Here is a 24,885-nt window from a genome sequence, read left to right as displayed (position 1 = left end):
AAACAGACGTGATGCGGTCGGGTAACACCGGCAACGCACGCTCCTAGGCATGACCTCGAATACGCGTGTGGTGGTGATCGGCGCCGGGCTCGCGGGCGTCCGGCTCGCCCGGCGGCTCGGCGAGCTCGGCACGTCCGTGACGCTGATCGGCGAGGAGGAGCACCGCCCGTACAACCGGGTGCTCCTCGCCGAGGTGCTGGCCGGGCGCTACAACCCCGACGTGATCGCGCTGCCCGCTCCCGCGGAGCTCACGCGCGGCCGGGTCACGGGCGTCGACCGCGAGGTGCGAGCCGTACACCTCGCGGACGGCTCGAAGATCGCATACGACACGCTGGTCCTGGCCACCGGTTCCAACCCCGTACTCCCGCCCCTGCGCGGCCTGTTCACCCCCGACCACGTGCTGCCCGAGGGCGTGCACGCGTTCCGGACGATGGACGACTGCCTGGGCCTTTCGAAGGCCGTACGGCCGGGGGCGCGGGCGGTCGTCATCGGCGGCGGGCTCCTCGGGGTCTCCGCGGCCCGCGCGCTCGCCCAGCGCGGCGCGCAGGTGGTGCTGGCCCAGCAGGGCGAGCGGCTCATGGAGCGCCAACTCGACCCGAGCGCGTCGAAGCTCGTGAAGCGGCACCTCAAGGACCTCGGAGTCGAGATCCACACCGAGTGCCGGGTGCGTGACGTGCGCTGCGTCGGCGGTGCGGTCCGCTCGGTCGAGATGTCCGACGGGTACGCGCTGGACGCCGACATCGTGGTCCTGGCCTGCGGGGTCCACCCGCGTGTCGGCCTCGCCCAGATCGCCGGTCTCGAGGTGCGCAAGGGGATCGTCGTCGACGACGAGCTCCGCACCTCCGACCCGCACATCCGGGCCATAGGCGACTGCGTCCAGCACGACGGCAACGTGTACGGGCTCGCCACCCCGGCGCTCGAACAGGCCGAGGTCCTGGCCGAGTTGCTGGCCGGCGAGGCCGGTGACGCGGGCGCCCGCTACACCGGCACCCGTGCGCTGACCCGGCTCACGCTCGTCGGGCACGACTCCCCCTTCGACCTCGCCGCCTTCGGCGAGACCGAGCCGCGGCCCGGGGACGACGTCGTGCAGCTCGCGGACGCCACCCGCGGCACCTACCGCAAGGTCGTCGTCCGCGACGACCGCCTGGTCGGCGGGGTCCTCGTCGGCGAACTCGGCACCGTCGGCGCGCTCGCCCGCGCCTGGGAGGGAGCAGAGCCGCTCCCCACCGATGGCGGCCCTCTGCTCCACCTGCTCACCAACGATGGAGGCTCCTGATGACCGCCACCCTGGGGGCCACCCCCACGATCGTGCTCGTCGGCCATGGCATGGTCGGCCAGCGCTTCCTCGAAGCGCTCGCCGAGCGCGGCATGACCGCCACGCACCGAGTGGTCGTCCTGTGCGAGGAGCCGCGTCCCGCGTACGACCGCGTCGCCCTCACCTCGTACTTCTCGGGCAGGACGCCCGAGGAACTCTCCATGACCGACATGGAGTTCATCAACGACCACGGCATCGAGCTGTACGTCGGCGACCCGGCCGAGACGGTCGACCGCGAGGCGAAGAAGGTCACGGCCAGGTCCGGCAAGGTCTTCGAGTACGACACCCTCGTCCTCGCCACCGGCTCCTTCCCCTTCGTGCCGCCGGTCCCGAACAAGGACGCCGAGGGCTGCTTCGTCTACCGCACGATCGACGACCTCCTCGCGATCGAGGAGTACGCGAAGACCCGCACGACCGGTGCCGTGGTCGGCGGCGGTCTGCTCGGACTCGAGGCGGCCGGTGCGCTGAAGGGCCTCGGACTCACCTCCCACATCGTCGAGTTCGCGCCGCGCCTGATGCCGGTGCAGGTGGACGAGGGCGGCGGCGCGGCCCTCCTGCGCACCATCGAGGAGATGGGCCTGACCGTCCACACGGGCGTCGGCACGCAGGAGATCGTCGTCGACGAGGCCGGTGCCGTGACCGGCATGAAGCTGTCCGACGGATCCGAACTCGCCACCGATCTGGTGGTGTTCAGCGCCGGTGTCCGCCCCCGTGACCAGCTGGCCCGCGACTGCGGCCTGACGGTCGGCGAGCGCGGCGGCATCACCGTCGACGAGCAGTGCCGCACGGTCTCCGACCCGCACGTCTTCGCGATCGGCGAGTGCGCCCTGGCCTCCGACGGCCGGGTGTACGGCCTGGTCGCCCCCGGTTACGAGCAGGCCGAGACGGCCGCCGCGACCATCGCCGCCGACGAGGCGTCCTTCACCGGCGCCGACCTCTCCACCAAGCTGAAGCTCCTCGGCGTCGACGTGGCGTCCTTCGGCGACGCGCACGGCACCACCGAGGACTGCCTGGACGTCGTCTACTCCGACTCCCGCGCCGGCCTGTACAAGAAGCTGGTCATCGGCCGCGACGGCACGCTGCTCGGCGGCATCCTGGTCGGCGACGCGGAGGCCTACGGCACGCTGAAGGCCTTCACCGGTTCCGTCCCGCCGGTCTCGCCCGAGTCGCTGGTCCTGCCCGCCGGTGCCGGCGAGTCCGCACAGCTCGGCCCGACCGCGCTGCCGGACGACGCGATCATCTGCTCCTGCAACAACGTCCGCAAGGGCACGATCCGCGGCGCTGTCACCGAGCACAACTGCACCACCGTGCCCGAGGTCAAGAAGTGCACCAAGGCCGGTACGACGTGCGGCAGTTGCGTCAAGGTCCTCGGCCAGCTGGTCAACGCCGAGCTGGAGGCCAGCGGCGTCGAGGTCGACAAGGGCCTGTGCGGCTGCTTCTCGCAGACCCGCGAGGAGCTCTACGAGATCGTCCTCGCCCTGCGCATCAACACCTACCAGGACCTGCTCGACCGCTACGGCCGGGACGGCGCCAAGGGCGGCGACGGCTGCGAGATCTGCAAGCCGGCGGTCGGCTCGATCATCGCCTCCCTCGCCCCGACGATCGGTGCGAGCGGCTACGTCCTCGACGGCGAGCAGGCCTCCCTGCAGGACAGCAACGACCACTTCCTCGCCAACCTGCAGAAGAACGGCTCGTACTCGGTCGTCCCGCGCATCCCCGGCGGTGAGATCACCCCCGAGGGCCTGATCGTGATCGGCGAGATCGCCCGCGACTTCGGCCTCTACACGAAGATCACCGGCGGCCAGCGCATCGACATGTTCGGCGCCCGCGTCGAGCAACTCCCGCTGATCTGGGCCCGGTTGGTGGACGCCGGCTTCGAGTCGGGCCATGCGTACGGCAAGGCGCTGCGCACGGTGAAGTCCTGCGTCGGCCAGACCTGGTGCCGTTACGGCGTCCAGGACTCGGTCCGCATGGCGATCGACCTGGAGCTGCGCTACCGGGGCCTGCGCTCGCCGCACAAGCTCAAGTCGGCGGTCTCCGGCTGCCAGCGCGAGTGCGCGGAGGCCCAGTCGAAGGACTTCGGCGTGATCGCCACCGCCAACGGCTGGAACCTGTACGTCGCCGGCAACGGCGGCGCCACCCCGCGCCACGCGGACCTGCTCGCCCAGGACCTGTCCGACGCCGAACTGATCCGCCTGATCGACCGGTTCCTGATGTTCTACATCCGCACGGCGGACCGTCTGGAGCGCACCTCGACCTGGCTGGAGCGCATCCCGGGCGGCCTGGACCACGTACGGGACGTGGTCGTGGAGGACTCCCTCGGTATCTGCGAGGAGCTGGAGTCCCTGATGGCGGCGCACGTCGCGAACTACGCCGACGAGTGGGCCTCGACCATCAACGACCCCGAGAAGCTCGAGCGGTTCGTGTCCTTCGTGAACGCACCCGACACCCCCGACCCGGTCGTCGGCTTCGTCCCGGAGCGCGACCAGATCAAGCCCGACCTGCCGCTGCTGTCCATCGGCATGCGCCCTGCTGAAGACGTCCTGGAAGGAAGCGCCCAGCGATGACCCTGGCACCCGAGACGACCGACCTGAAGGTCCAACTGCAGCTGGACGGCGACTGGTTCACGGTCTGCGACCTCAACCGGCTGCTGCCCGGCCGGGGCGTGGCCGCGCTGCTGCCCGACGGCCGCCAGGTCGCCCTGTTCCGCGACCGCAACGGCGCGCTGTACGCCATCGACAACCGCGACCCGTTCGGCGGCGCGGCGGTCCTCTCCCGCGGCCTGACCGGCACCCACCAGGGCCGCCCGTTCGTCGCCTCGCCGCTCCTGAAGCAGCGCTTCGACCTGGAGACCGGGCAGTGCCTGGACGACGAGGAGGTACGGATCGCGGCGTACGAGGTGCGTGCGGCCTAGGCAGGTATACGAGGGTTTCTTGACCGACCGTTCTCATTGAGCCTAGGCTGCGGTACGTGGCCAGGACCAAGGAGTTCGATCCCGAAGCCGCGCTGCAGGCAGCCCTGGAGCTGTTCTGGCGGCGCGGCTTCGAGGCGACGTCGATGTCCGACCTCGTCGAGCACCTCGGCATCGGGCGCGCCAGCATCTACGCGACCTTCGGCAACAAGCACGAGCTGTATCTGAAGGCGCTCGAGCGCTACGACCGCGCCGGACTCCCGCCGATCGTGCGGGAGCTGTCCCAGCCGGGGCCTGCGCTTCCGGCCGTACGAGCGGTCGTACGCCGCTATGCCACCGAGGCGGCCGACGAGCAACTGCGCCTGAACGGCTGCCTGGTCACCAACACGGCGGCCGAACTCGCCCCGCACGACGCGGCCGCCGCCCGGTATGTCGAGCGCAACTGGGACCAGCTGGAGACGGTGCTGCACTCGGCGCTGGTGCGCGCCCAGGCCCAGGGCGAGCTGCCCGCCGACCGCGACCCGCTCACCCTCGCCCGCATGCTGCTGGTGCTGCTGCAGGGCCTGCGGGTGGTCGGCAAGGCGTCCGGCGATCCGGCCCGGGTGCGGGATGCGGCGGAGCAGGCGTTGGCGTTGCTCAACTGAAGAGGGTCGGGCGGCGCCCTCTTTTATTTGCCGCCATACTGAACCGATCGGTCAAGAAAAAGGGGAGATCATGACCACCAGGGCTCGATTCACCGGCAGGACCGCTCTCGTCACCGGCGCGGGCTCGGGGATCGGCCGGGCGATCGCCCTGGCCTTCGCCTCGGAGGGAGCCCAGGTGGTCGTCGCCGGGCGGCGGCAGGAGCCGCTCGACGAGACGGTGGCCCTGATCGAGCAGGCCGGGGGCAAGGCGCTGGCGGTGACCGCCGACGTCACGAACACAGCCGACGTACAGGCGCTCGTCGCCGCCGCCGTGGACCGCTTCGGCTCGCTCGACGTGGCGGTCAACAACGCGGGCGTCTTCCGGGGCGGCCCCTTGGCCGACCTCTCCGAGGAGGACTGGCGCACCCAGCTCGACACCAACGTCACCGGCGTCTTCCTCGCCCTCCGCGCCCAGATCAGCCGGATGCGGACCCAGCCGTCCGGCGGCGCGATCGTCAACATCGCCTCCACTTTCGGCGCGCACGCCCGCATCCCCGGAGCCGCCGCGTACGCCGCCTCCAAGGCCGCCGTCTCGGCGCTCAGCAGAGGCGCGGCCCTGGACCACATCCGCGAGGGCGTCCGCATCAACGTCGTCAGCCCCGGCGCCACCGACACCCCCATGTCCCTGCGCCCCGACGAGACGGAGTCCGACCGCGCGACGCGAGCCGAGGCCACGCTCCCCCTCGGCCGTATCTCGACCACTGCCGAAGTCGCCGCCGCCGTCCTCTACTTGGCCTCGGACCACGCCTCCTCGGTGGTCGGCACGGACCTGGTGGTGGACAGCGGGGCGACGGCCTGAGACGACCTCGGGCGACGGCGACAGCAAAGCTCAGGCTCTTATCCGAAGGCGGCTGTGCCGGAGGCACCGGTCGCGAGCATGCGGCGCTGACCGCAGCTGAGTGGCAGGGCTCTGTGTTGCGCGTCACGGTGCTCGATGCGAACGTGGACCAGGGGGCGATGCCGACGGCCTGGCAGAGGACATCCTTGCAGGTCACGGCAGTACGTGTCGATCCACGACCTATCCGCGCCCCCTCTTCCCGGCGCTGATTCCCCGTGCCTCGACGCGTGTCCACGAACCGGGGGGACGCGCACAGAAAGCGGGAAATTCAATGGCGAACGGACCCATGGACAGGCGCACCTTCGACGGGCAGCCCAACCGACCCAACGACCCCTCCGGTGGCCGGGGTGCGGAGTACACCGGTCGGTACGTGGTCCTGCTCGACCCGAGCAACCAGGAGAGCGGACTGAACGCACTGCGTTCCTCCGCCGACATCGCGTCTGTCGAGCGTGTCCGCGGAACCGACGTCGGTAACGTCTCCGAACTGCTGGAGCGTCCTGACGTATCGGTGCACTTCGAGGAGCTCGGCGCCGCCGTCGTCGAGGTACGGCCCGACATGCGCCACACGCTGGTGACCACGGCCGAGGCGGAACCGTCGATCATCGCGGCGGAGCCGGAGCGCATGGTGTACGCCATGCCGATCACCGCCCCGACACAGGCGCCGACCGAGTTCTACCCGGCCTACCGCAGCGACGAGGAAGTGGTCGATCGCCACACCAGGGCGGAAATCGCCGCCACCCAGGGCCCGGCCGCGGACGAGCAGAACTTCACCTGGGGCCTGCAGGCGATCCGCGCCCACCTGTCCCATCTGACCGGACGCGGCGTGAAGGTCGCCGTCCTCGACACCGGCGTGGACATCACCCACCCCGACCTGGTCGGCTGCATCGAGGACACGATGTCCTTCGTGGTCGGCGAGGCGGTCGAGGACCGCAACGCCCATGGCCATGGCACCCACTGCATCGGCACTGTCGCCGGCCCGAAAAACCCCCAGCAGGGACAGCCCCGCTACGGCGTGGCCTGCGACGCCCGGATCCTGGCCGGGAAGGTGCTCAGCAACGCGGGCAGCGGCACCGACGGCCAGATCCTGGCGGGCATGGCCTGGGCCGTCGCCCATGGCGCGCGGGTGATCTCCATGTCGCTCGGCGCTCCGGTCCTGCAGAATGAGCTCTTCCCGCAGACGTACGAGATCCTGGCCAAGCGCGCCCTCGAGCGCGGGACCGTGATCGTCGCCGCCGCGGGCAACGAGAGCGACCGGCCCCCGGTCATCCAGCCCGTCGGCCGGCCCGCCAACTGTCCGTCCATCCTCGCGGTGGCGTCGCTCGACCGGGCACTCACCCCGTCGTTCTTCTCCAACGGCGGCATCAACGGCCAGGGCGGCGAGGTCAACATCGCCGCGCCCGGCAGGGACGTACTCTCGGCTGCTCCCGGCGGCGGCTACCGCCACCTGAGCGGTACGAGCATGGCCACCCCGCACGTCGCGGGTGTCCTGGCCCTCCTCGCCGAGGCGATGCCCAACGCTTCCGCGACGGACCTCGTGGCCGCTCTGAAGTCGGGCGCGTTCCCGCTGGCGCAGCCCGTCCGGGACATCGGCTCGGGCCTGCTCCAGGCCCCGTGAGCCAGTCGTCCCACTCCGCTCCGGTCGGGGTCGTCCTCGCGGTCGACCCCGACCGGTTCGCGGAGGTCGTAACGGCGTTGCGGCGGGCCGGCCTCACGGTCACCGGCGAGCAGCCGATCCTCGGCACGCTCTCCGGCACCGTAGTGGAGGACCGGATCCCCGCCCTGGAGGCGGTCGACGGCGTGGACTCCGTCGACCGGGAGCTCACCATCGAACTCCCGCCGCCCGACGCACCGATCCAGTGAGTCCCGCTCCGGCCGGATTCTGGTAGACCGAACAGAAGGTCCCGTACGGGAAAGGAGTTCGGTCATGTCCGGCTGGAGCGTGCACGACATCCCCGACCAGAGCGGCCGCGTCGCCGTCGTCACCGGGGCCAACAGCGGGCTCGGGTACGCCACGGCACGGGAGCTGGCACGCAAGGGCGCGCGGGTGGTGCTCGCGTGCCGGAGCGAGCGGCGGGGGCACGAGGCCGGGGACCGGATCGCCGCCGAAGTGCCGGGCGCCGAGGTGGAGTTCGGGCGGCTGGACCTCGGGGACCTGGGATCCGTGCGGGAGTTCGCGCGGACCTTCCCCTACGACCGGCTCGAGCTACTCGTCAACAACGCCGGGGTGATGGCGTTGCCGTACGGCACGACCGCGGACGGCTTCGAGACACAGTTCGGGGTCAACCACCTCGGGCACTTCGCCCTGACCGGGCTGCTGCTGCCCGCGCTGCTCGACACGCCGGGCGCACGGGTGGTGACCGTCTCCAGCCCGGCGCACGCGATGGCCAACATCGACATCGACGACCTCAACAGCGAGCGCCGCTACCGGCGTTGGGTCGCCTACGCCCGCTCCAAGACCGCCAACCTGCTGTTCACGCACGAGCTGGCACGCAGGCTGGCGGCGCACGGCGCCGAGCCGGTGGCGGTCGCGGCCCACCCCGGGTACGCGGCCACCAATCTGCAGACCCAGGGGCCACGCATGGCCGGCCGCCGGGGCAGCGAGTGGTTCATGCGGATCGGCAACCGCTTCTTCGCCCAGTCCGCCGAGGCCGGCGCGCTCCCCATCCTGTACGCCGCCACCGCGCCCGGCGTCCGGCCCGACTCCTTCACCGGGCCGTCCTTCGCGATGTGGCGCGGAGCGCCGGCCCCGGCCCGGCGTGCCTCCTGGACCCTCAACGACCAGGCGGGGCAACGCCTTTGGAGCGCCTCCGAGCGGCTGACGGGGGTGACGTACGACCGGTTGAAGGCCTGAGATGCCGGCAACGCGAGAGGGCGGCACCCCCGCACGGGTGCCGCCCTCTTTCGTGATCCGGAACCGCCGCCCATCGGTGTTGAGGGTCGGGGACGGGCGGCGGTTCCGGGGTCCTGTCGGCCGTACGGCCTATCGGTGGTCGCTGCCCGCCGACTGGGTGGCCGCGCGGCCTGCCTCGAGGCGGGCGACCGGGATGCGGAACGGGGAGCAGGAGACGTAGTCCAGACCCACCTCGTGGAAGAAGTGGACCGACTCCGGGTCACCGCCGTGCTCGCCGCACACGCCGAGCTTCAGGTCGGGACGGGTCTCGCGGCCCGCCTTCACCGCCGCCTTCACCAGCGAGCCGACGCCGTCCTTGTCGATCGTCTCGAACGGCGACACCCCGAAGATGCCCTTCTCCAGGTACGCCGTGAAGAAGCTCGCCTCCACGTCGTCCCGGCTGAAGCCCCACACCGTCTGGGTCAGGTCGTTGGTGCCGAAGGAGAAGAACTCCGCGGCCTCCGCGATCTGGCCCGCGGTGAGCGCGGCGCGCGGCAGCTCGATCATCGTGCCGATGGCGAGCTTCAGCTCGGTGCCCGTCGCCGCCTCGACCTCGGCGATGACCTGGTCGGCCTCCTCGCGGACGATCTCCAGCTCCTGGACGGTGCCGACGAGCGGGATCATGATCTCCGCGCGCGGGTCGCCCTTGGCGTTCTTGCGCTCGGCGGCGGCCTCGGCGATCGCCCGTACCTGCATGGTGAACAGACCCGGGATGACCAGGCCGAGACGCACACCGCGCAGACCCAGCATCGGGTTCTGCTCGTGCAGCCGGTGCACGGCCTGGAGCAGGCGCAGCTCGTTCTCGTGCGGGTCCTTGCGGGACTCGGCGAGAGCGACCCGCACCGACAGCTCGGTGATGTCCGGCAGGAACTCGTGCAGCGGCGGGTCCAGGAGACGCACCGTCACCGGCAGTCCGTCCATCGCCGAGAACAGCTCGACGAAGTCCTGCTTCTGGAGCGGGAGCAGCTGCTTGAGGGACTCCTCGCGCTCCTCGTCCGTGTCCGCCAGGATCAGCCGCTCCACCAGCTCGCGCCGGTCGCCGAGGAACATGTGCTCCGTACGGCACAGGCCGATGCCCTGCGCGCCGAAGCGACGTGCGCGCAGTGCGTCCTCGGCGTTGTCCGCGTTGGCGCGCACCCGCAGCCGGCGCTTGCGGTCGGCGAAGGCCATGATCCGGTGCACGGCCTCGACCAGCTCGTCCGCGTCGTTGGCGCCCGCGTGCATCCGGCCCTCGAAGTACTCCACGACCGGGGAGGGGACGACGGGCACCTCGCCGAGGTAGACCTTGCCGCTGGACCCGTCGATGGAGATGACGTCGCCCTCCTCGACCACATGGCCGCCGGGCACCGTCATCCGCCGCCGCTTGGTGTCGACCTCGAGCTCCTCGGCACCGCACACACAGGTCTTGCCCATGCCGCGCGCGACCACGGCCGCATGCGAGGTCTTGCCACCGCGCGAGGTCAGGATGCCCTCGGCCGCGATCATGCCGTCGAGGTCGTCGGGGTTGGTCTCCCGGCGGACCAGGATGACCTTCTCGCCGGAGCGCGACCACTTGACGGCCGTGTACGAGTCGAAGACCGCCTTGCCGACCGCCGCACCCGGCGAGGCCGCGATGCCCCGGCCGACCTGCTCGGCCTTCGCCTGCTCGTCGAAGCGCGGGAACATCAGCTGGGCGAGCTGGGCGCCGGTGACGCGCTGCAGCGCCTCGGTCTCGTCGATGAGCCCCTGGTCCACCAGCTGCGTGGCGATACGGAAGGCGGCACCGGCCGTCCGCTTGCCGACGCGGGTCTGCAGCATCCACAGCTGGCCGCGCTCGATGGTGAACTCGATGTCGCAGAGATCCTTGTAGTGGTTCTCCAGGGTCTCCATGATCTGCATCAGCTGGTCGTACGACTTCTTGTCGATCTGCTCCAGCTCCGCGAGCGGCACGGTGTTGCGGATGCCCGCGACCACGTCCTCGCCCTGCGCGTTCTGCAGGTAGTCGCCGTAGACGCCCTGGTGGCCGGAGGCGGGGTCACGGGTGAACGCGACGCCCGTGCCGGAGTCCGGGCCGAGGTTGCCGAAGACCATCGAGCAGACGTTGACGGCAGTGCCGAGGTCGTGCGGGATGCGCTCCTGGCGGCGGTACAGCTTGGCGCGGTCGGTGTTCCAGGAGTTGAAGACCGCCTCGATGGCGAGGTCCATCTGCTCGCGCGGGTCCTGCGGGAAGTCCCGGCCGGCCTCGGTCTTGACGATCCTCTTGAACTTGGTGACCAGCTTCTTGAGGTCGGCCGCCTCGAGCTCGGTGTCGACGCTGACCTTCTTGGCCTCCTTGGCCGCCTCGAGCGCGTCCTCGAAGAGCTCGCCGTCGACGCCGAGGACCGTCTTGCCGAACATCTGGATCAGTCGGCGGTACGAGTCCCAGGCGAACCGCTCGTCGCCGGCCTGGTCGGCGAGACCCTTCACGGACTTGTCGGAGAGCCCGATGTTCAGGACGGTGTCCATCATGCCCGGCATGGAGAACTTCGCGCCGGAGCGGACGGAGACCAGGAGCGGGTTGTCGGCCTGGCCGAGCTTCTTGCCCATGCGGGCCTCAAGGGCGTCGAGGTGCGCACTCACCTCGTCACGCAGTGCCGCCGGCTCCTCGCCGCTGTCGAGGTAGACCTTGCAGGCTTCCGTCGTGATCGTGAAGCCGGGGGGAACGGGGAGTCCCAGGTTGGTCATCTCGGCGAGGTTCGCGCCCTTGCCACCCAGGAGGTCCTTGAGGTCCTTGTTTCCCTCGGTGAAGTCGTAAACGAACTTCGCTACGTGGGGTTCTTTGTTTTCCGACACGGTCTCGACTCCCTCGAGGACGCGGTGGCTGCCCTGACGGCGAGGAACATACCCAGATCAAAGGCGTCTGGGTACGTCTACTCACGCGTCATGCGCCTGTAACCACTCGTCCGCCAGTGGATCGAAAGTCAAAGCTTGGCAAGCGGTGACAGGCGGATGTTTTCACTTCTTGAACGCATGACCGCCCACAGGTGCAGTTTTACGCTCAGATGAGCAGCCATCCCGCACGTCTGATTTCGATCGATGAACGATCAAGGGGTGGCACTCGGTGCCACCCCTTGGAGAAGTGCAGTCGCTCAAGATCCGCTCATCTGAGCGCAACCCTTATCAAGGGTGGCAAGAATCACGCTGCCACGGGCGCCGGAATTTCACCATGCGGACGGGTATCCGGACCGAAACCCGGGCGTCACACGCCCATCGCCAGCAGCCGTTCCTCCACCCGCTCGGGCGCGTACAGGTACTCCACCACCAGCGCCCCGGCCCCCACCAGCCCGGCCCGCTCCCCGAGCCGCGAGGTGACCACGTCCAGATGGGCCGTGGAGCGCGGCAGCGCCCGCTGGTACAGCAACTCCCGTACGCCGGTGAGGAAGGCGGTTCCGGCCAAATCGCCGGCGATCATCAGCACCCCGGGGTTGAGCAGCGTGACGACGGTCGCGAGGACGTCCCCGACCTGCCGCCCGGCCTCCCGCGCGAGCCCGAGCGCCTCCGGATGCCCGGCCGCCAGCAGGTCCCGCACATCTGAGCCGGAGGCCGCCGGCACCCCCGCCTCCGCCAGCCGCCGCGCCACGGCGCCACCGCTCGCGACGGCGGCGAGGCACCCGTAGGACCCGCACCGGCACAGCGCCTCCGCGCCCACCCGGATGTGCCCGATGTCGCCCGCGCCCCCGTCGATGCCCCGGAAGATCGAGCCGCCCACGACGACCCCCGCGCCGATACCGGTCGACACCTTGACCAGCACGAACGCCGAGCAGTCGGCGTATGCGGTGCGCTGTTCGCCGTACGCCATGAGGTTGGCGTCGTTGTCCACGAGCACCGGGACCGCCGGTCCGTCCGTGTGCTCGGTGAAGGCCCTGCCCAGCCGGCCTCTTATGTCGTAGCCGTCCCAGCCCGGCATGATCGGCGGCTGCACGACCCGTCCGGTCTCGCTGTCGACGGGCCCCGGGACCGCGAGCCCGATCCCGCAGACGGCCTCCGCCGGCCGCCCGGCCTTCTCCAGCAACTCGGCGAACCAGCGGCCGAGTTCACCGAGCACGGCATCCGGGCCGTCCTCGATGACGAGCGTGCCGCCGTGCTCGGCGAGGATCTCGCCGGTCAGGGTGAGGACGGCGGCGCGGGCGTGCCGGGTGTCGAGGTCGGCGGCGAGGACGACGGCGTGCTCGTCGTCGAACTCCAGGGTGATGGAGGGGCGGCCACCCAGCGGCGAGTCGACCGGACCGCCGGCGCCCTCGCGCAGCCAGCCCGCACGGAAGAGCCGGTCCAGGCGCTGGCCGACGGTGGCGCGGGACAGTCCGGTGGCCTGCTGGAGCGCACCGCGCGTGGTCGCGCGCCCGCTTCGTACCAGTTCGAGCAGATCTCCGGCGCTGGCCTGGCCCCGTCCGGTCATGCGCACCCCCTTGTGTTTCTCAAGCTTGCATTACATATTGAGTTTTGCGTGTTAAATAGACGTAACCCTACGGTAGCCACAGCCGAACTGGTCGGCAGGACGTCTTCGGGGAGCCCTGAGTGGATCGCACAACCCAGCTCACCGCCCGCGACACGGGTCACTTCGATCCCGTACGCACCATTTCCTCACCCCCCTTTTCCGGCCGTGGTGAGGTAACACGGCTGGAGGGCGTTGCATACGATCCCTCGACTCCGACACATTCGCTGCACGTCAGAGCGGCACGGGTGCTGGAGGGCAACTGGACCGGCACCTCCACCATCCCCTCGCACGGCCTGTATCCGCACCAGTGGTCCTGGGACTCGGCGTTCATCGCGATCGGCCTGCGGCACCTGTCGCCGTTACGGGCACAGACGGAGCTGGAGACGCTGCTCGCCGCCCAGTGGGGCGACGGCCGGATCCCGCACATCGTCTTCAACCCCTCCGTCCCGCTCGACGCGTACTTCCCGAGCCCCGACTTCTGGCGCTCCTCGACCGCGGGGCGCGCTGCGGGCGCTCCGCGCACCGTACAGACCTCGGGCATCGTGCAGCCACCGGTGCACGCGCTCGCGGCCTGGCTGGTGCACTGCGCCGACCCGGGGCTGTCGCGGGCACGGGGCTTCCTCACCCGGGTGTATCCCCGGCTGGCCGCCTGGCACCGCTATCTGCTGCACCGGCGGGACCTCGGCGGGGGCGGCCTGGCATCCGTGGTGCACCCCTGGGAACAGGGTATGGACAACAGCCCGTGCTGGGACGCGCCCCTGAGCAGGATCACGCCCGCCCCGGCCCGCTCCTTCCGTCGGGCGGACCTCGACCACGGGGCCGCCGAGGACCGGCCGACGGATCTCGACTACGGCCGGTACGTGCGGCTGGCGACGGACTACCGGGACGCGGGCTACGCCGACGGGGCGAGCGAATTCGCGGTCGAGGACCCCTCCTTCAACGCCCTGCTCATCGCCTCCGAGCACGCCCTGGCCAGGATCGCCGGCGAGCTGGGAGCGGTCGCCACCGCCCGGCACGCGCGCGCGGAGCGCCTGACGGCGGCGCTGGTGGACCGTCTGTGGGACCCGGCGAGCGGAATGTTCCTCTGCCGGGACCTGCGGAACGGCGCCCTGATCCCCGAGCGCAGCGTCTCCGGCCTCGTCCCGCTGCTCCTGCCCGGCCTCCCCCGCGACATCACCGCGGCACTCCTGCGCACCCTGCGCGGCCCGCACTTCGGGCTCGGCGGCGACACCCGGCTCGTGCCCAGCTACGACCTCCTCGGCGAGGCCTTCGACCCGCACCGGTACTGGCGCGGGCCCGCCTGGTTCAACACGAGCTGGCTGCTGGAGCGCGGGCTGCGGATGCACGGCCGGCAGGCGGCGGCCGACACGCTGCGGGAGGCGATCCTGCGCACCGCCGACGACTCCGGTTTCGCGGAGTACGTCGACCCGTTCACCGGCGAGGCCTGCGGCGCGACGGGCTTCGGCTGGACCGCCGCGCTGACGCTGGACCTGCTCCATTCGCCCCCACTCTCGGCTTCGCTCGAGCGGGGGGACCCCCATCCCGAGGACGGCGTGTCCCCCACGGGCATCGACACGTTCGACGAGATGGACGAGATGAGGGACAAGAAGATCAGGGGAGGGAACCGGGGATGAGCGACCGGCATCATCTGCTCGTGCACGGCGGGACGTTCGCGGCCGTGGGCGACGGCGGGGACATCAGCGGTGTCCGGGGGGCCGGCTCCCCGGACGGGTTATTCGTGCGCGACGCACGGCATCTGAGCCGTTGGCAACTGACGGTCGACGGCGCCGTGCCGGAGTCGCTCACGCCGGTCGCGGACGGGGACACGGCGCGCTGTGTCCTCGTCCCGCGCGGCGGCCGCCAGGAGCCCCCCGCGTACACGATCTTCCGCGAACAGGCTGTGGGAGACGGCGCGTTCGTCGAGTCTCTCAAGATCACCAGCAACCGCCCGGTACCCACCACCGTCCGCCTGGCGGTCACCGCGGACGCCGACTTCACCGACCAGTTCGAGTTGCGCTCCGACTACCGCACCTACGCCAAGATCGGCGCCACCCGCTCCCGCCAGGTCCTCGACGACGGCGTGGAGTTCACCTACCAGCGCGGCGAGTGGCGTTCGTGTACGACGGTCACGGCGGAGCCCGCCCCGGACGGCGTGGAGGAGACGGGCACGGGCGCCCGTCGCCTCGTATGGACCCTGGAACTGGAACCGCACGGCACGGCGGAGCTGGCCCTGCGGGTGGCGGCCCATCCGCACGGGGTGACGACGGAGCCGCAGGTCCCCGCCTCGCCTTCGGCCGCCAATGAGCAACTCCTCGCTCTGGAAGGGGAGTTCGTGGAGGGCGTGCCCTTCCCGACCGGCTGGCCGGAGCTGGCGGCGGCCTGCGCCCGCGGCCTCGCGGACCTCGCGTCGCTCCAGGTGCCGGCGACGGGCCCGGACGGCGAGGAGCTGCGCGTCCCGGCGGCCGGAGCCCCCTGGTTCCTGACCCTGCTGGGCCGGGACGCCCTGCTCACCTCCCTCTTCACCCTCCCCTACCGCCCCCAGCTGGCCGCCGCCACACTCCCCGCCCTCGCCGCCGCCCAGGCGACGGAGACAGGGGCGGACGCGGTGGCCCAACCGGGCAAGATCGTGCACGAGGTGCGGCACGGCGAACTGGCGCACTTCGGCCAGGTCCCGTACGGCCGCTATTACGGCTCGGTGGACGCGACCCCGCTGTTCCTCGTCCTCCTCGGCGCGTACGTGGAGCAGACCGGCGACGCGACGCTCGCCCGCCGCCTCGAACCCCACGCCCGCGCGGCGATCGGCTGGATGCTGGACCACGGCGGACTGACCTCGCGCGGCTACCTGGTCTACCGCGCCGACCAGGGCGGCCTCGCCAACCAGAACTGGAAGGACTCCCCCGGCGCCATCTGCTCCGCGGACGGCACCCGCGCAACCGGAGCGGTCATGGCGGCGGGGGCCCAGGGCTACGCGTACGACGCGCTGCGCCGTACGGCATGGGTGGCGCGCACCATCTGGGAGGACGAGACATACGCGGCACTGCTGGAACAAGCGGCAGCCGACCTGCGCGACCGTTTCCAACGGGACTTCTGGATGCGGGACCGCTCCTTCCCGGCACTCGCCCTCGACGGCGACGGCAACCAGGTCGACGCGCTGGCCTCCGACGCCGGGCATCTCCTCTGGTCCGGCCTGCTGGACAAGGAGTACGGCGAGGTCGTCGGCCGGCGCCTGCTGGAACCGGACTTCTTCTCCGGCTGGGGCGTACGGACGCTGGCCGCGGGCCAAGCCGCCTATCACCCCCTCTCCTACCACCGGGGTTCCGTCTGGCCGCACGACAACGCGCTGATCACCCTGGGCCTGGCCCGCTACGGCCTGCACGACGAGGCGCGAACGGTGGCCCACGCCCTGGTGGACGCGGCTACGGCAACCGGCCACCGCCTGCCGGAGGTACTGGCGGGCTACGGCCGGGACACGCACGCGGAGCCGGTCCCGTACCCCCACGCATGTGTCCGGGAATCCCGCTCGGCCGCGGCGCCACTCGCGTTGCTCACAGCAGTGGGAGGCGCCTGACCCCACAGGGTTGACCAGGCGTTTGCCCGGTGTTTGCCCTGAGATGTGAACAGGCACCCAGGGCCCGCCGTACGTCATGTCGGCGGGCCCCATGCCTCCCCGGCGCAAGGCCCGCCACCCTGCCACGGGCCTCGTTCGCTACGGAAGGACCTTCGGGTGCCTGTCTTCACGCGCCTTCGTCAACAACCGGACACCGACACCACCACAGAGGGCACGTCACCCGAGGCCGGGCCCGAATCGCCGGACGAGACGGCACCCACCCGCGTCACCCTGCGCAAACGCCTCGCGGACTGGCGGACCGGCCACCCCACAGCCGTACGCAACACCCAATGGACGATCACGATCCTCGCCGCGGCCCTGGTCATCGGCGCCCTCCTCCTGCCGAACCGAATAGGCGCGCTGCAGACCGACCGCTTCACACGCATACCGGTGGAGGCCATCATCGGGGCGGCCGTGGCCCTCGCACTGCCGCGCAGACCGCGCATAGCGGTTGCGGTGCTGTCCGGGGTGGCCCTGGGGGCCATGACCATCCTCAACTTCCTGGACATGGGCTTCTGGGAGTACCTCGGCCGGGCCTTCAACCTCGTCCTCGACTGGGAACTGCTGCCGGACGCGCAGTCGTACGTGGCGGACTCGATGGGCAAGGCGGTGGCGACAGTCGCGACGGTGGGCCTGATCGTCCTCGTCGTCCTCCTGCTCACCGTCATGGCCCTGGCAATGGTCCGACTGAGCAACGTCCTGGCCCGCAACAAACAGGCGGCAACACGAGGCACGCTGGCCGCAACCGTCGTCTGGGTCCTCTGCTCCGCGCTGGGCCTGCAGATCATGGGCGTACCGATCGCCTCCGACCGCACCGCAGGGGCACTGGCGATCCAGGCGCGCCGGGTGCGGGACACCCTCCGGGACGAGGCGGCGTTCCAGCAGGTGGCCAAGGTGGACAAGTTCGGCAACACCCCACCCGACCAACTGGTGCCGGACCTGCGCGGCAAGGACATGATCTTCACCTTCATCGAGAGCTACGGCCGCAGCGCGATCGAGGACCCGGTGGAGGCCCCCGGCGTGGACGCAACGCTCGACGCCCGCACCAAGGCCCTCGCAAAGGCAGGCTTCCACGCAAAGAGCGGCTGGCTCACTTCGGCGACCTACGGCGGCAGCAGCTGGCTGGGCCACTCCACCACGATGTCCGGCCTGTGGATCGACAACCAACAGCGCTACCGCACAGTCATGGCCAGCAACCACCTCAGCCTCACCAAGGCCTTCGCCAAGACGAACGCCTGGGACACGGTGGGCATCATGCCCGGCGTGCAGAAGTCCTGGCCGGAGTCGAAGTTCTACGGCCTCGACAAGTACCGCAACGCCTTCCAAATGGGCTACAAGGGCCCGAAGTTCAGCTGGTCCACCATGCCGGACCAGTACGCCCTGGAGCAGTTCCAGAAACTGGAACACAGCAAGAAGCGAAGCAAGCCACTGATGTCCCTGGTCATCCTGACCTCCAGCCACCAGCCCTGGGCCCCGATCCCCAAGATGGTCCCCTGGAACGAACTGGGCGACGGCTCGATCTTCAACGCCATCCAGAAGGCGGGCAACAACCCCTCGGACATCATCGCCAGCTCCCCCAAGTCCCAGGCGGAGTACGGCAAGTCGGTCCAGTACTCGGTAACGGCCCTCACCCAGTGGCTCGAGCGCTACGGCAACGACAACACCGTCCTCGTCTTCCTCGGCGACCACCAGCCCATAGCCCGAGTGAGCGGCAACCACGCCAGCCGAGACGTCCCGATCTCCATAGTCGCCAAGGACCCGAAGGTCCTCGACAAGATCAACAGCTGGAACTGGACGGACGGCCTACGCCCCGCCCACAACGCCCCGGTCTGGAAGATGAGCGCCTTCCGCGACAGGTTCCTGACGGCATACGGCTCGACCCCGCACCCGAAGAAGGGCTGACACACAAGGCTACGAGGCGCTCATCGCCGCGCGCGCCACTTCGACGAACAGCTTCAGGCACCGAAGGTAAGCCGCCTGCGCCTCGTCGAAGCGGTCGCGCGCGTCGGATTCGCCGAGCGCGACCCGCCACAACGTCCGGTTCGCCTCGGCCGCCGCCCGCAACACGGCCTCGGCCGCGTCGGCGGTACCCTCGGGCCCCTCCAGTACGACGACCCGGACGCTGCGCATGAAGGGGTCGTACGCATCGCGCAGTTCGGTCCGGAGTCCCTGGATGCGCGCAAGAATCTCATCCGGATCGGCAAGTTGGGCGTACACGTCACCCACCCGCCAGTACAGCTCACCGGTGACGTGCGCCTGTTCCATGACATCCAGATAGGCGGCCCGCCGCAACTCCCGCACCCGACCGCGCTGTTGGGCCAACGCGGAAGCCTCCGCCTGCGCCCGGGCGGCCCGCACGTTCCCGAGATTGGTCACCCAACTGGCGAGCACCGCCGTACCACCGGTGAAGGCCGCAACCCACACCGCACTGTCCCCCATGCCGATCAGTGTCGGCCCAAGCGAGAGGGCTGTCGAGGGTGCACCAGCCGCAGACGACCGGCAGCCGCGTACGGCGGGAAGGGGCCGGGGCGGGGGGTGTCCGCCCGCAGCGGCCGGCGTCACGACACAGCACAACCCGGGCCACCAGCACCGCCGGACCGAGGACGGACACCCCCCGCACCGGCCCCGACCCACAACACACCGCAAGGCGCTACGCGCACCCCCACCGATCCCGCACAGGCCGCCGCAGGCATCCCACCTCAGCCCCCGGACGTGTCCAGCTCCGCATCCTCACCGATGCCCGCACAGTCGTACGGGTCCTTCAGCCAACCGTCCGGCAGAACAACCCTGTTGTTGCCGGACGTACGCCCCCGAGGACCGTCCGCGCCGACAGGCCAAGGCTGATCGAGGTCCAACTCGTCGAGCCCGGCCCGAAGTTCCGCCAGAGACGAGGTGATCGCAAGGCGCTTGCGCATCTCGCTGCCCACCGCGAAGCCCTTCAGATACCAGGCCACATGCTTACGGAAGTCGACGACACCCTTGGACTCGTCACCGATCCACTCACCGAGCAGGGTGGCATGGCGAACCATGACATCGGCGACCTCGCGCAGGGACGGCCGAGCGATGTCCTCCGTACGGCCTTCGAATGCCGCCACCAGGTCCGAGAAGAGCCAAGGCCGGCCCAGGCAGCCCCGCCCCACGACCACCCCGTCGCACCCGGTCTCCCGCACCATCCGCAGCGCATCCTCCGCCGCCCAGATGTCCCCGTTCCCCAGCACCGGAATCTCCGGCACATGCTCCTTCAGCCGGGCAATGGCGTCCCAGTCCGCCGTACCGCCGTAATGCTGCGCAGCCGTACGCCCATGAAGCGCAATCGCCGTAACACCCTCCTCCACCGCGATACGCCCGGCGTCGAGATAGGTGATGTGATCGTCGTCGATGCCCTTGCGCATCTTCATCGTCACCGGCAGGTCCCCGGCCCCGGACACCGCCTCCCGCAGAATCGCCCGCAGCAGATTCCGCTTGTACGGCAGCGCCGACCCGCCGCCCTTCCGCGTGACCTTCGGCACCGGACACCCGAAGTTCAGATCGATGTGATCGGCCAGCCCCTCCTCCGCGATCATGCGGACGGCCTTGCCGACGGTCGCCGGATCGACGCCGTACAGCTGAATCGACCGAGGCTTCTCACTCGCGTCGAAGTGGATCAGCTGCATGGTCTTCTCGTTGCGCTCGACCAGCGCCCGAGTAGTGATCATCTCGCTCACGAACAGCCCCTTGCCACCACTGAACTCCCGGCACAGCGTGCGGAAGGGCGCGTTGGTGATCCCGGCCATGGGGGCCAGGACGACGGGCGGCTGGACGGTGTGCGGGCCGATCTGCAGGGCCGAGGCGGTCGTGGGCATTCCCCCATTCTCACGTACCGGACCGGGTGCAGCGAAATTCATTAGTTAGGCGTACTATCCACACATGCCCGAGCTCAGCCAACGCCGACGACTCCTCGTCCTCGCGATCTGCTGCATGAGCCTGCTGATCGTGAGCCTCGACAACACCGTCCTGAACGTGGCCCTGCCGTCCATGCAGCGCGAGCTGCACGCGACCACGGCCGGCCTGCAGTGGACGATCGACGCCTACACCCTGGTGCTGGCGTCGTTGCTGATGCTCGCCGGCTCCACGGCCGACCGCATCGGCCGCAAGCGCGTCTTCATGGCGGGCCTGGTCGTGTTCGGCATCGGCTCGCTGCTGTGCTCCCTCGCCCCGAACCTCGACTCCCTCATCGCGTTCCGCATGGTCCAGGCGGTGGGCGGCTCGATGCTCAACCCGGTCGCCATGTCGATCATCACGAACACCTTCACGGACGCGCGCGAGCGGGCCCGGGCGATCGGCGTGTGGGGCGCGGTGGTCGGCATCTCGATGGCCGCGGGCCCACTGGTCGGCGGCCTGCTGGTGGACTCGGTCGGCTGGCGCTCGATCTTCTGGCTCAACCTGCCCGTGGGCCTGGCCGCCCTCCTCCTCACCCTCCGCTACGTCCCCGAGTCCCGCGCCGACCGCGCCCGCCGCCCGGATCCGGTCGGCCAGGTGCTGGTCATCGCCCTGTTCGGCTCGCTGACGTACGCGATAATCGAGGTTCCGAACTCCGGTGCGGCCTCGGTCCTCCCGTACGCCGCCGTGGCGCTGGCCGCGCTGGTGGGGCTGCTGTGGTACGAGCCCCGTCGCGACGAACCCCTCATCGACCTGCGGTTCTTCCGCTCGGCGCCGTTCAGCGGGGCGACGGTGATCGCGATCAGCGCGTTCGCGGCGCTGGGCGGGTTCCTGTTCCTGTCGACGCTGTATCTGCAGAACGTGCGGGGGCTGAGCGCGCTGCACGCCGGTCTGTGGATGCTGCCGATGGCTGTGCCGACGTTTCTGTGCGCGCCGCTGTCGGGGCGACTGGTCGGGAGTCGGGGGCCTCGGCTGTCGTTGGTGATCGCCGGAGTGGCGATGACCACGAGCGCGGTGCTGTTCGCGGCGTTCGACGCGGAGACGTCCGACGGGGCGTTGATGCTCGGCTACGTCCTGTTCGGCGTGGGGTTCGGGTTTGTGAACGCGCCGATCACCAATACGGCGGTGTCGGGGATGCCGCGGGCTCAGGCGGGGGTTGCGGCTGCCGTCGCGTCCACCAGCCGGCAGCTCGGGCAGACGCTGGGGGTTGCTGTGGTGGGGGCGGTGTTGGCCTCCGGGGTGGGGGCCTCGTCGTACAAGGCGGCGTTCGTGTCGGCCTCGGTGCCGGGGTGGTGGATTCTTGTCGGGTGTGGGGCTGCGGTGCTTGTTCTCGGGACGTTGACCAGTGGGCGTTGGGCTCGGCGGACTGCTGAGCGGACGGCTGACAAGCTTGCGTCGGACGAGGTGCGCCGGCCCACGGGGGTCAGTGCGTAGGTCGCGCCCACGCGGCCGGTCTACCTCCCCAGCGCTATTTCGTGCAGCTTCTCCAGCTTCACCCTCGACTCCTCGTCCGCCGGGACGTACGTCACCATCCGCGACCCGACCTCCGGCCCCAGCCACAGTTCCGACTGGTCCACGACCACCCGCCCGACCAAGCGGTTGAGGAACTCCTTGCGCTTGCTGTGCGCCACGACCACCTCGTGTCGCTCCCAGGCCTCGCAGAACTCCGGATACGTACGCAACCGCTTCAGCAGCAGCTTCCAGGCGGGCTCCCCGAGATGCCCGGCCATCGCGGCGCGGAACCTCGCGGCCATCAGGCGCCGCGTCTCCTCCAGGTGCACGATCGAGTTGCGCCACTCCTCGTTGACGTAGGACAGCAGGATGCAGTTGCGGTCCTCGGGCGGCACCGTCTCCAGGTCGCACAGCAGCAGTCCGAGCGTGCGGTTGTGGGCGAGGATGTCGTAGCGGCTGTTCTGGATGCTCGCGGCGTACGGCTCCAGCTGTTCCAGCATGGCCCGCAGGGCGGGCGTCACCGACGGGCAGGTCAGGGCCGGTGTCGGGTCGACCGCGCCGGCCAGCTGGAAGAGGTGGGCGCGCTCGGTGGCGTCGAGGAACAAGGTGCGGGCCAGGGCGTCCAGGACCTGGACGGAGACCTGGATGTCGCGGGCCTGCTCCAGCCACGTGTACCAGGTGACGCCCACCGCGGCGAGCTGGGCGACCTCCTCGCGGCGCAGCCCGGGCGTGCGGCGCCGGCGGCCGCGCGGGAGCCCGACCTCCTCCGGGGTGATGCGCTCGCGGCGGCTGCGCAGGAAGGCCGCCAGTTCGTGGCGCCGCACCTCGGCGCCCGCGTCGCGCGTGCGCGGGGCCGTCGTCTCCTGGGCCATCGTCGTCATGCCTCCAGCCTGCCGCGCGCCGGAACCTGTTTCCAGGTACTCCTTCTACCAGGATAAGAAGACTCTGGTACCACGCTGGGAGCAGGCGCAGCCTCGATGACGTGACCGAAACCATCGCTCCACGCACCGTCCGACCACCGGCCGCGACACCCTCGCTCGGCGGCATCGGACTCTTCACCGTGCTGCTGGCAGCGGCACTCCCTCTCATCGACTTCTTCATCGTCAACGTCGCCCTGCCGACCATCGGCAACGACCTGCACGCGAGCGAGTCCGTCCTCGAACTCGTCGTCGCCGGTTACGGGTTGGCGTACGCCGTCCTGCTCGTCCTCGGCGGGCGGCTCGGCGACCTGTTCGGGCGCCGGCGGCTCTTCCTCGGCGGTATGGCGGCCTTCGGTCTGACCTCGCTGGCGTGCGGGCTGGCGCCCACCGCCTGGACGCTGGTGGTGGCCCGGGTCGCCCAGGGCGCCGCGTCCGCCGCGATGCTGCCGCAGGTCCTCGCCACCATCCAGGCGGCCACGGCGGGCCCGCGCCGGGCGAAGGCCATGGGCCTGTACGGCGCGACGGCAGGCCTGTCCATGGTCGCCGGGCAGATCCTCGGCGGGGTCCTGGTCGCCGCGGACATCGCGGGCACCGGCTGGCGCTCGGTCTTCCTGGTGAACGTCCCCGTGGTCGTCGTGGGCCTGATCCTCGCGACCCGTGCCGTACCGGAGACCCGCTCCCAGCACCCCGAACCGGTCGACGGACCCGGCACCGTCCTGCTCACCGCGTCCCTCCTCGCCCTGCTGGCCCCGCTCACCGAGGGCCGTTCGGCGGGCTGGCCGCTGTGGACCTGGGTGTCGCTGGCCGCGTTCCCGTTCCTGGCGGCAGCGTTCTACGCCGTCGAGCGCCGGGCCGACCGCCGGGGCCGTACGCCACTCGTCCCGCCGAGCCTGTTCGCGCTCACGTCGCTCCGCCGCGGCCTGGTGATGATCCTGCCGTTCTCCGTCGGCTTCAGCGGCTTCATGTTCGTGATCGCGGTGGCGCTGCAGCGAGGAGCCGGGCTCGGCCCGGTCCAGGCGGGCCTGGCGCTCGCCCCCATGGCCGGGGTCTTCTTCTTCGTCTCGCTCGCCGGACCCCGCCTGGTCGCCCGCTACGGCACCCGGGTGGTGACCGCGGGAGCCGTGCTCCAGGGGCTCGGCATCGGCCTGATGGCGCTGGCGGCCTGGCGGTCCTGGCCGGACCTCGGCCTGGTCGAACTGCTCCCGGGAGCGGTGTTCGCGGGCGGTGGCCAGGCGCTCCAACTCCCCATCATCTACCGGGTGGTTCTCTCCGAGGTGGAGCCCGTCCGGGCCGGCGTCGGCAGCGGCGTGATGATGACGACCCAGCAGTCCGCCCTCGCCCTCGGCGTCGCCGCCCTGGGCACGCTCTTCCTCTCCCTCATCCCCGGGATGGGCATGCAGGACGCCCTGGTCATCACCCTGCTGACCCAGCTGGGCTGCATCGTCCTGACCGGACTGCTGAGCCTGCGTCTGCCGCGCACCATCGGCTGAGGTGTGTGGGTCCGGGGTGTGGGATCGGCCACGGCTTGGTCAACTCGCCGTGGAGAACTCCCTGTTGATGTTGGTCTTGCTGCACACTCCTGTGCCGGAGGCGAGACATCATGCTGGAGATCAACACGAGCAAGGTGAGCCGCTGGGACCAGCACGGGCGGGAGCACGTCGTCCGGGTGCAGCGTGCGGGAGTGCAGCGCACGATCAGATGTGACACGTGCGGCTGGCGCAAGAGCGCGCAGTTCCTGCCCTGGCTGAAGGCGGAGGAGCACCTGGCGGAGGCGCATCAGGCGACGGTCGACCCGGCGGACGCATAGGACTTCTGCCGGTCTCTCCGGTCGGTGCGATGACTTTCGGTCGCACCGGGAGTCGTATGCCGTACGACGGAAAGCCATCGCACCGGAAGGC

The 24,885-nt window shown here is 70.5% G+C and carries 19 protein-coding genes; 14 read left to right on the top strand and 5 right to left on the bottom strand.

What is annotated here, in order from left to right; genetic code table 11:
• The first annotated feature begins 49 nt into the window (after nt 1-49).
• The 8 genes from ACFY1L_RS12410 to ACFY1L_RS12375 all read left to right on the top strand — a co-directional run bounded on the left by ACFY1L_RS12410 (nt 50) and on the right by ACFY1L_RS12375 (nt 8,598).
• The gene (locus tag ACFY1L_RS12410; RefSeq protein ID WP_388822196.1) at nt 50-1,276 is read left to right on the top strand and encodes an NAD(P)/FAD-dependent oxidoreductase; all 1,227 of its coding nucleotides are present in this window, start codon (nt 50-52) and stop codon (nt 1,274-1,276) included.
• Nucleotides 1,276-3,882, top strand: a complete 2,607-nt coding sequence (nirB, locus tag ACFY1L_RS12405) for a nitrite reductase large subunit NirB (protein ID WP_388822193.1) — start codon at nt 1,276-1,278, stop codon at nt 3,880-3,882. Before ACFY1L_RS12410 ends, nirB begins: the two co-directional genes overlap by 1 nt.
• A complete protein-coding gene (gene nirD / locus ACFY1L_RS12400; protein WP_388822190.1) occupies nt 3,879-4,229 on the top strand; it encodes a nitrite reductase small subunit NirD in 351 nt (116 codons plus the stop codon). Before nirB ends, nirD begins: the two co-directional genes overlap by 4 nt.
• A gap of 56 nt (nt 4,230-4,285) precedes the next feature.
• Nucleotides 4,286-4,870: a TetR/AcrR family transcriptional regulator gene (locus ACFY1L_RS12395; protein ID WP_388822187.1), complete on the top strand. Its 585-nt coding sequence runs from the start codon at nt 4,286-4,288 to the stop codon at nt 4,868-4,870.
• Nucleotides 4,871-4,940: 70 nt separating this feature from the next.
• Nucleotides 4,941-5,708 (top strand): SDR family NAD(P)-dependent oxidoreductase, encoded by a 768-nt coding sequence (locus tag ACFY1L_RS12390; RefSeq protein WP_388822184.1) that lies wholly within the window; start codon nt 4,941-4,943, stop codon nt 5,706-5,708.
• Nucleotides 5,709-6,018: 310 nt separating this feature from the next.
• On the top strand, nt 6,019-7,362 hold the full coding sequence (locus ACFY1L_RS12385) for a S8 family serine peptidase (protein ID WP_388822181.1): 1,344 nt from the start codon (nt 6,019-6,021) through the stop codon (nt 7,360-7,362).
• Nucleotides 7,359-7,607, top strand: coding sequence for a hypothetical protein (locus tag ACFY1L_RS12380; protein WP_388822178.1), 249 nt, complete (start codon nt 7,359-7,361; stop codon nt 7,605-7,607). The genes ACFY1L_RS12385 and ACFY1L_RS12380 overlap by 4 nt, the downstream gene beginning before the upstream one ends.
• A gap of 64 nt (nt 7,608-7,671) precedes the next feature.
• Complete coding sequence (locus tag ACFY1L_RS12375) at nt 7,672-8,598, top strand: oxidoreductase (protein WP_388822175.1); 927 nt, start codon at nt 7,672-7,674, stop codon at nt 8,596-8,598.
• A 129-nt stretch (nt 8,599-8,727) separates the two neighbouring features.
• Here the strand turns inward: ACFY1L_RS12375 and ppdK are convergent, their stop codons facing one another.
• Both ppdK and ACFY1L_RS12365 read right to left on the bottom strand, forming a co-directional pair.
• Nucleotides 8,728-11,448, bottom strand: a complete 2,721-nt coding sequence (gene ppdK, locus ACFY1L_RS12370; protein WP_388822172.1) for a pyruvate, phosphate dikinase — start codon at nt 11,446-11,448, stop codon at nt 8,728-8,730.
• A 406-nt stretch (nt 11,449-11,854) separates the two neighbouring features.
• Nucleotides 11,855-13,051 (bottom strand): ROK family protein, encoded by a 1,197-nt coding sequence (locus ACFY1L_RS12365; RefSeq protein WP_388822169.1) that lies wholly within the window; start codon nt 13,049-13,051, stop codon nt 11,855-11,857.
• Nucleotides 13,052-13,170: 119 nt separating this feature from the next.
• Here ACFY1L_RS12365 and ACFY1L_RS12360 point away from each other — a divergent pair, with 119 nt between their 5' ends.
• The 3 genes from ACFY1L_RS12360 (at nt 13,171) to ACFY1L_RS12350 (ending at nt 18,599) form a co-directional block, all read left to right on the top strand.
• Complete coding sequence (locus ACFY1L_RS12360; RefSeq protein WP_388822166.1) at nt 13,171-14,724, top strand: trehalase family glycosidase; 1,554 nt, start codon at nt 13,171-13,173, stop codon at nt 14,722-14,724.
• A complete protein-coding gene (locus ACFY1L_RS12355) occupies nt 14,721-16,658 on the top strand; it encodes a glycogen debranching N-terminal domain-containing protein (RefSeq protein ID WP_388822162.1) in 1,938 nt (645 codons plus the stop codon). Before ACFY1L_RS12360 ends, ACFY1L_RS12355 begins: the two co-directional genes overlap by 4 nt.
• A 156-nt stretch (nt 16,659-16,814) precedes the next feature.
• The gene (locus tag ACFY1L_RS12350; protein WP_388822159.1) at nt 16,815-18,599 is read left to right on the top strand and encodes a CDP-alcohol phosphatidyltransferase; all 1,785 of its coding nucleotides are present in this window, start codon (nt 16,815-16,817) and stop codon (nt 18,597-18,599) included.
• 9 nt (nt 18,600-18,608) lie between these two features.
• On the opposite strand, the gene ACFY1L_RS12345 is transcribed toward ACFY1L_RS12350, so the two are convergent.
• Both ACFY1L_RS12345 and dusB read right to left on the bottom strand, forming a co-directional pair.
• A complete protein-coding gene (locus ACFY1L_RS12345) occupies nt 18,609-19,136 on the bottom strand; it encodes a hypothetical protein (RefSeq protein ID WP_388822156.1) in 528 nt (175 codons plus the stop codon).
• A 260-nt stretch (nt 19,137-19,396) separates the two neighbouring features.
• The gene (gene dusB, locus ACFY1L_RS12340; protein ID WP_361267616.1) at nt 19,397-20,539 is read right to left on the bottom strand and encodes a tRNA dihydrouridine synthase DusB; all 1,143 of its coding nucleotides are present in this window, start codon (nt 20,537-20,539) and stop codon (nt 19,397-19,399) included.
• Nucleotides 20,540-20,603: 64 nt separating this feature from the next.
• Here dusB and ACFY1L_RS12335 point away from each other — a divergent pair, with 64 nt between their 5' ends.
• A complete protein-coding gene (locus ACFY1L_RS12335) occupies nt 20,604-22,049 on the top strand; it encodes an MFS transporter (protein ID WP_388822153.1) in 1,446 nt (481 codons plus the stop codon).
• Nucleotides 22,050-22,069: 20 nt separating this feature from the next.
• On the opposite strand, the gene ACFY1L_RS12330 is transcribed toward ACFY1L_RS12335, so the two are convergent.
• Nucleotides 22,070-22,948 (bottom strand): helix-turn-helix transcriptional regulator, encoded by an 879-nt coding sequence (locus ACFY1L_RS12330; RefSeq protein WP_388822150.1) that lies wholly within the window; start codon nt 22,946-22,948, stop codon nt 22,070-22,072.
• A gap of 101 nt (nt 22,949-23,049) precedes the next feature.
• Here ACFY1L_RS12330 and ACFY1L_RS12325 point away from each other — a divergent pair, with 101 nt between their 5' ends.
• Entirely contained in the window at nt 23,050-24,477 is a 1,428-nt protein-coding gene (locus tag ACFY1L_RS12325) for an MFS transporter (protein ID WP_388822147.1), read from the top strand.
• A gap of 110 nt (nt 24,478-24,587) precedes the next feature.
• On the top strand, nt 24,588-24,794 hold the full coding sequence (locus tag ACFY1L_RS12320; protein WP_361267624.1) for a hypothetical protein: 207 nt from the start codon (nt 24,588-24,590) through the stop codon (nt 24,792-24,794).
• The last annotated feature ends 91 nt before the right edge of the window (nt 24,795-24,885 follow it).

Source organism: Streptomyces sp. NPDC001663, assembly GCF_042893105.1.
In the GTDB taxonomy this organism is placed as follows: domain Bacteria; phylum Actinomycetota; class Actinomycetes; order Streptomycetales; family Streptomycetaceae; genus Streptomyces.
The sequence above is the reverse complement of the archived record's forward strand: the minus strand, read 5'-3'. Positions and strand labels throughout refer to the sequence as shown.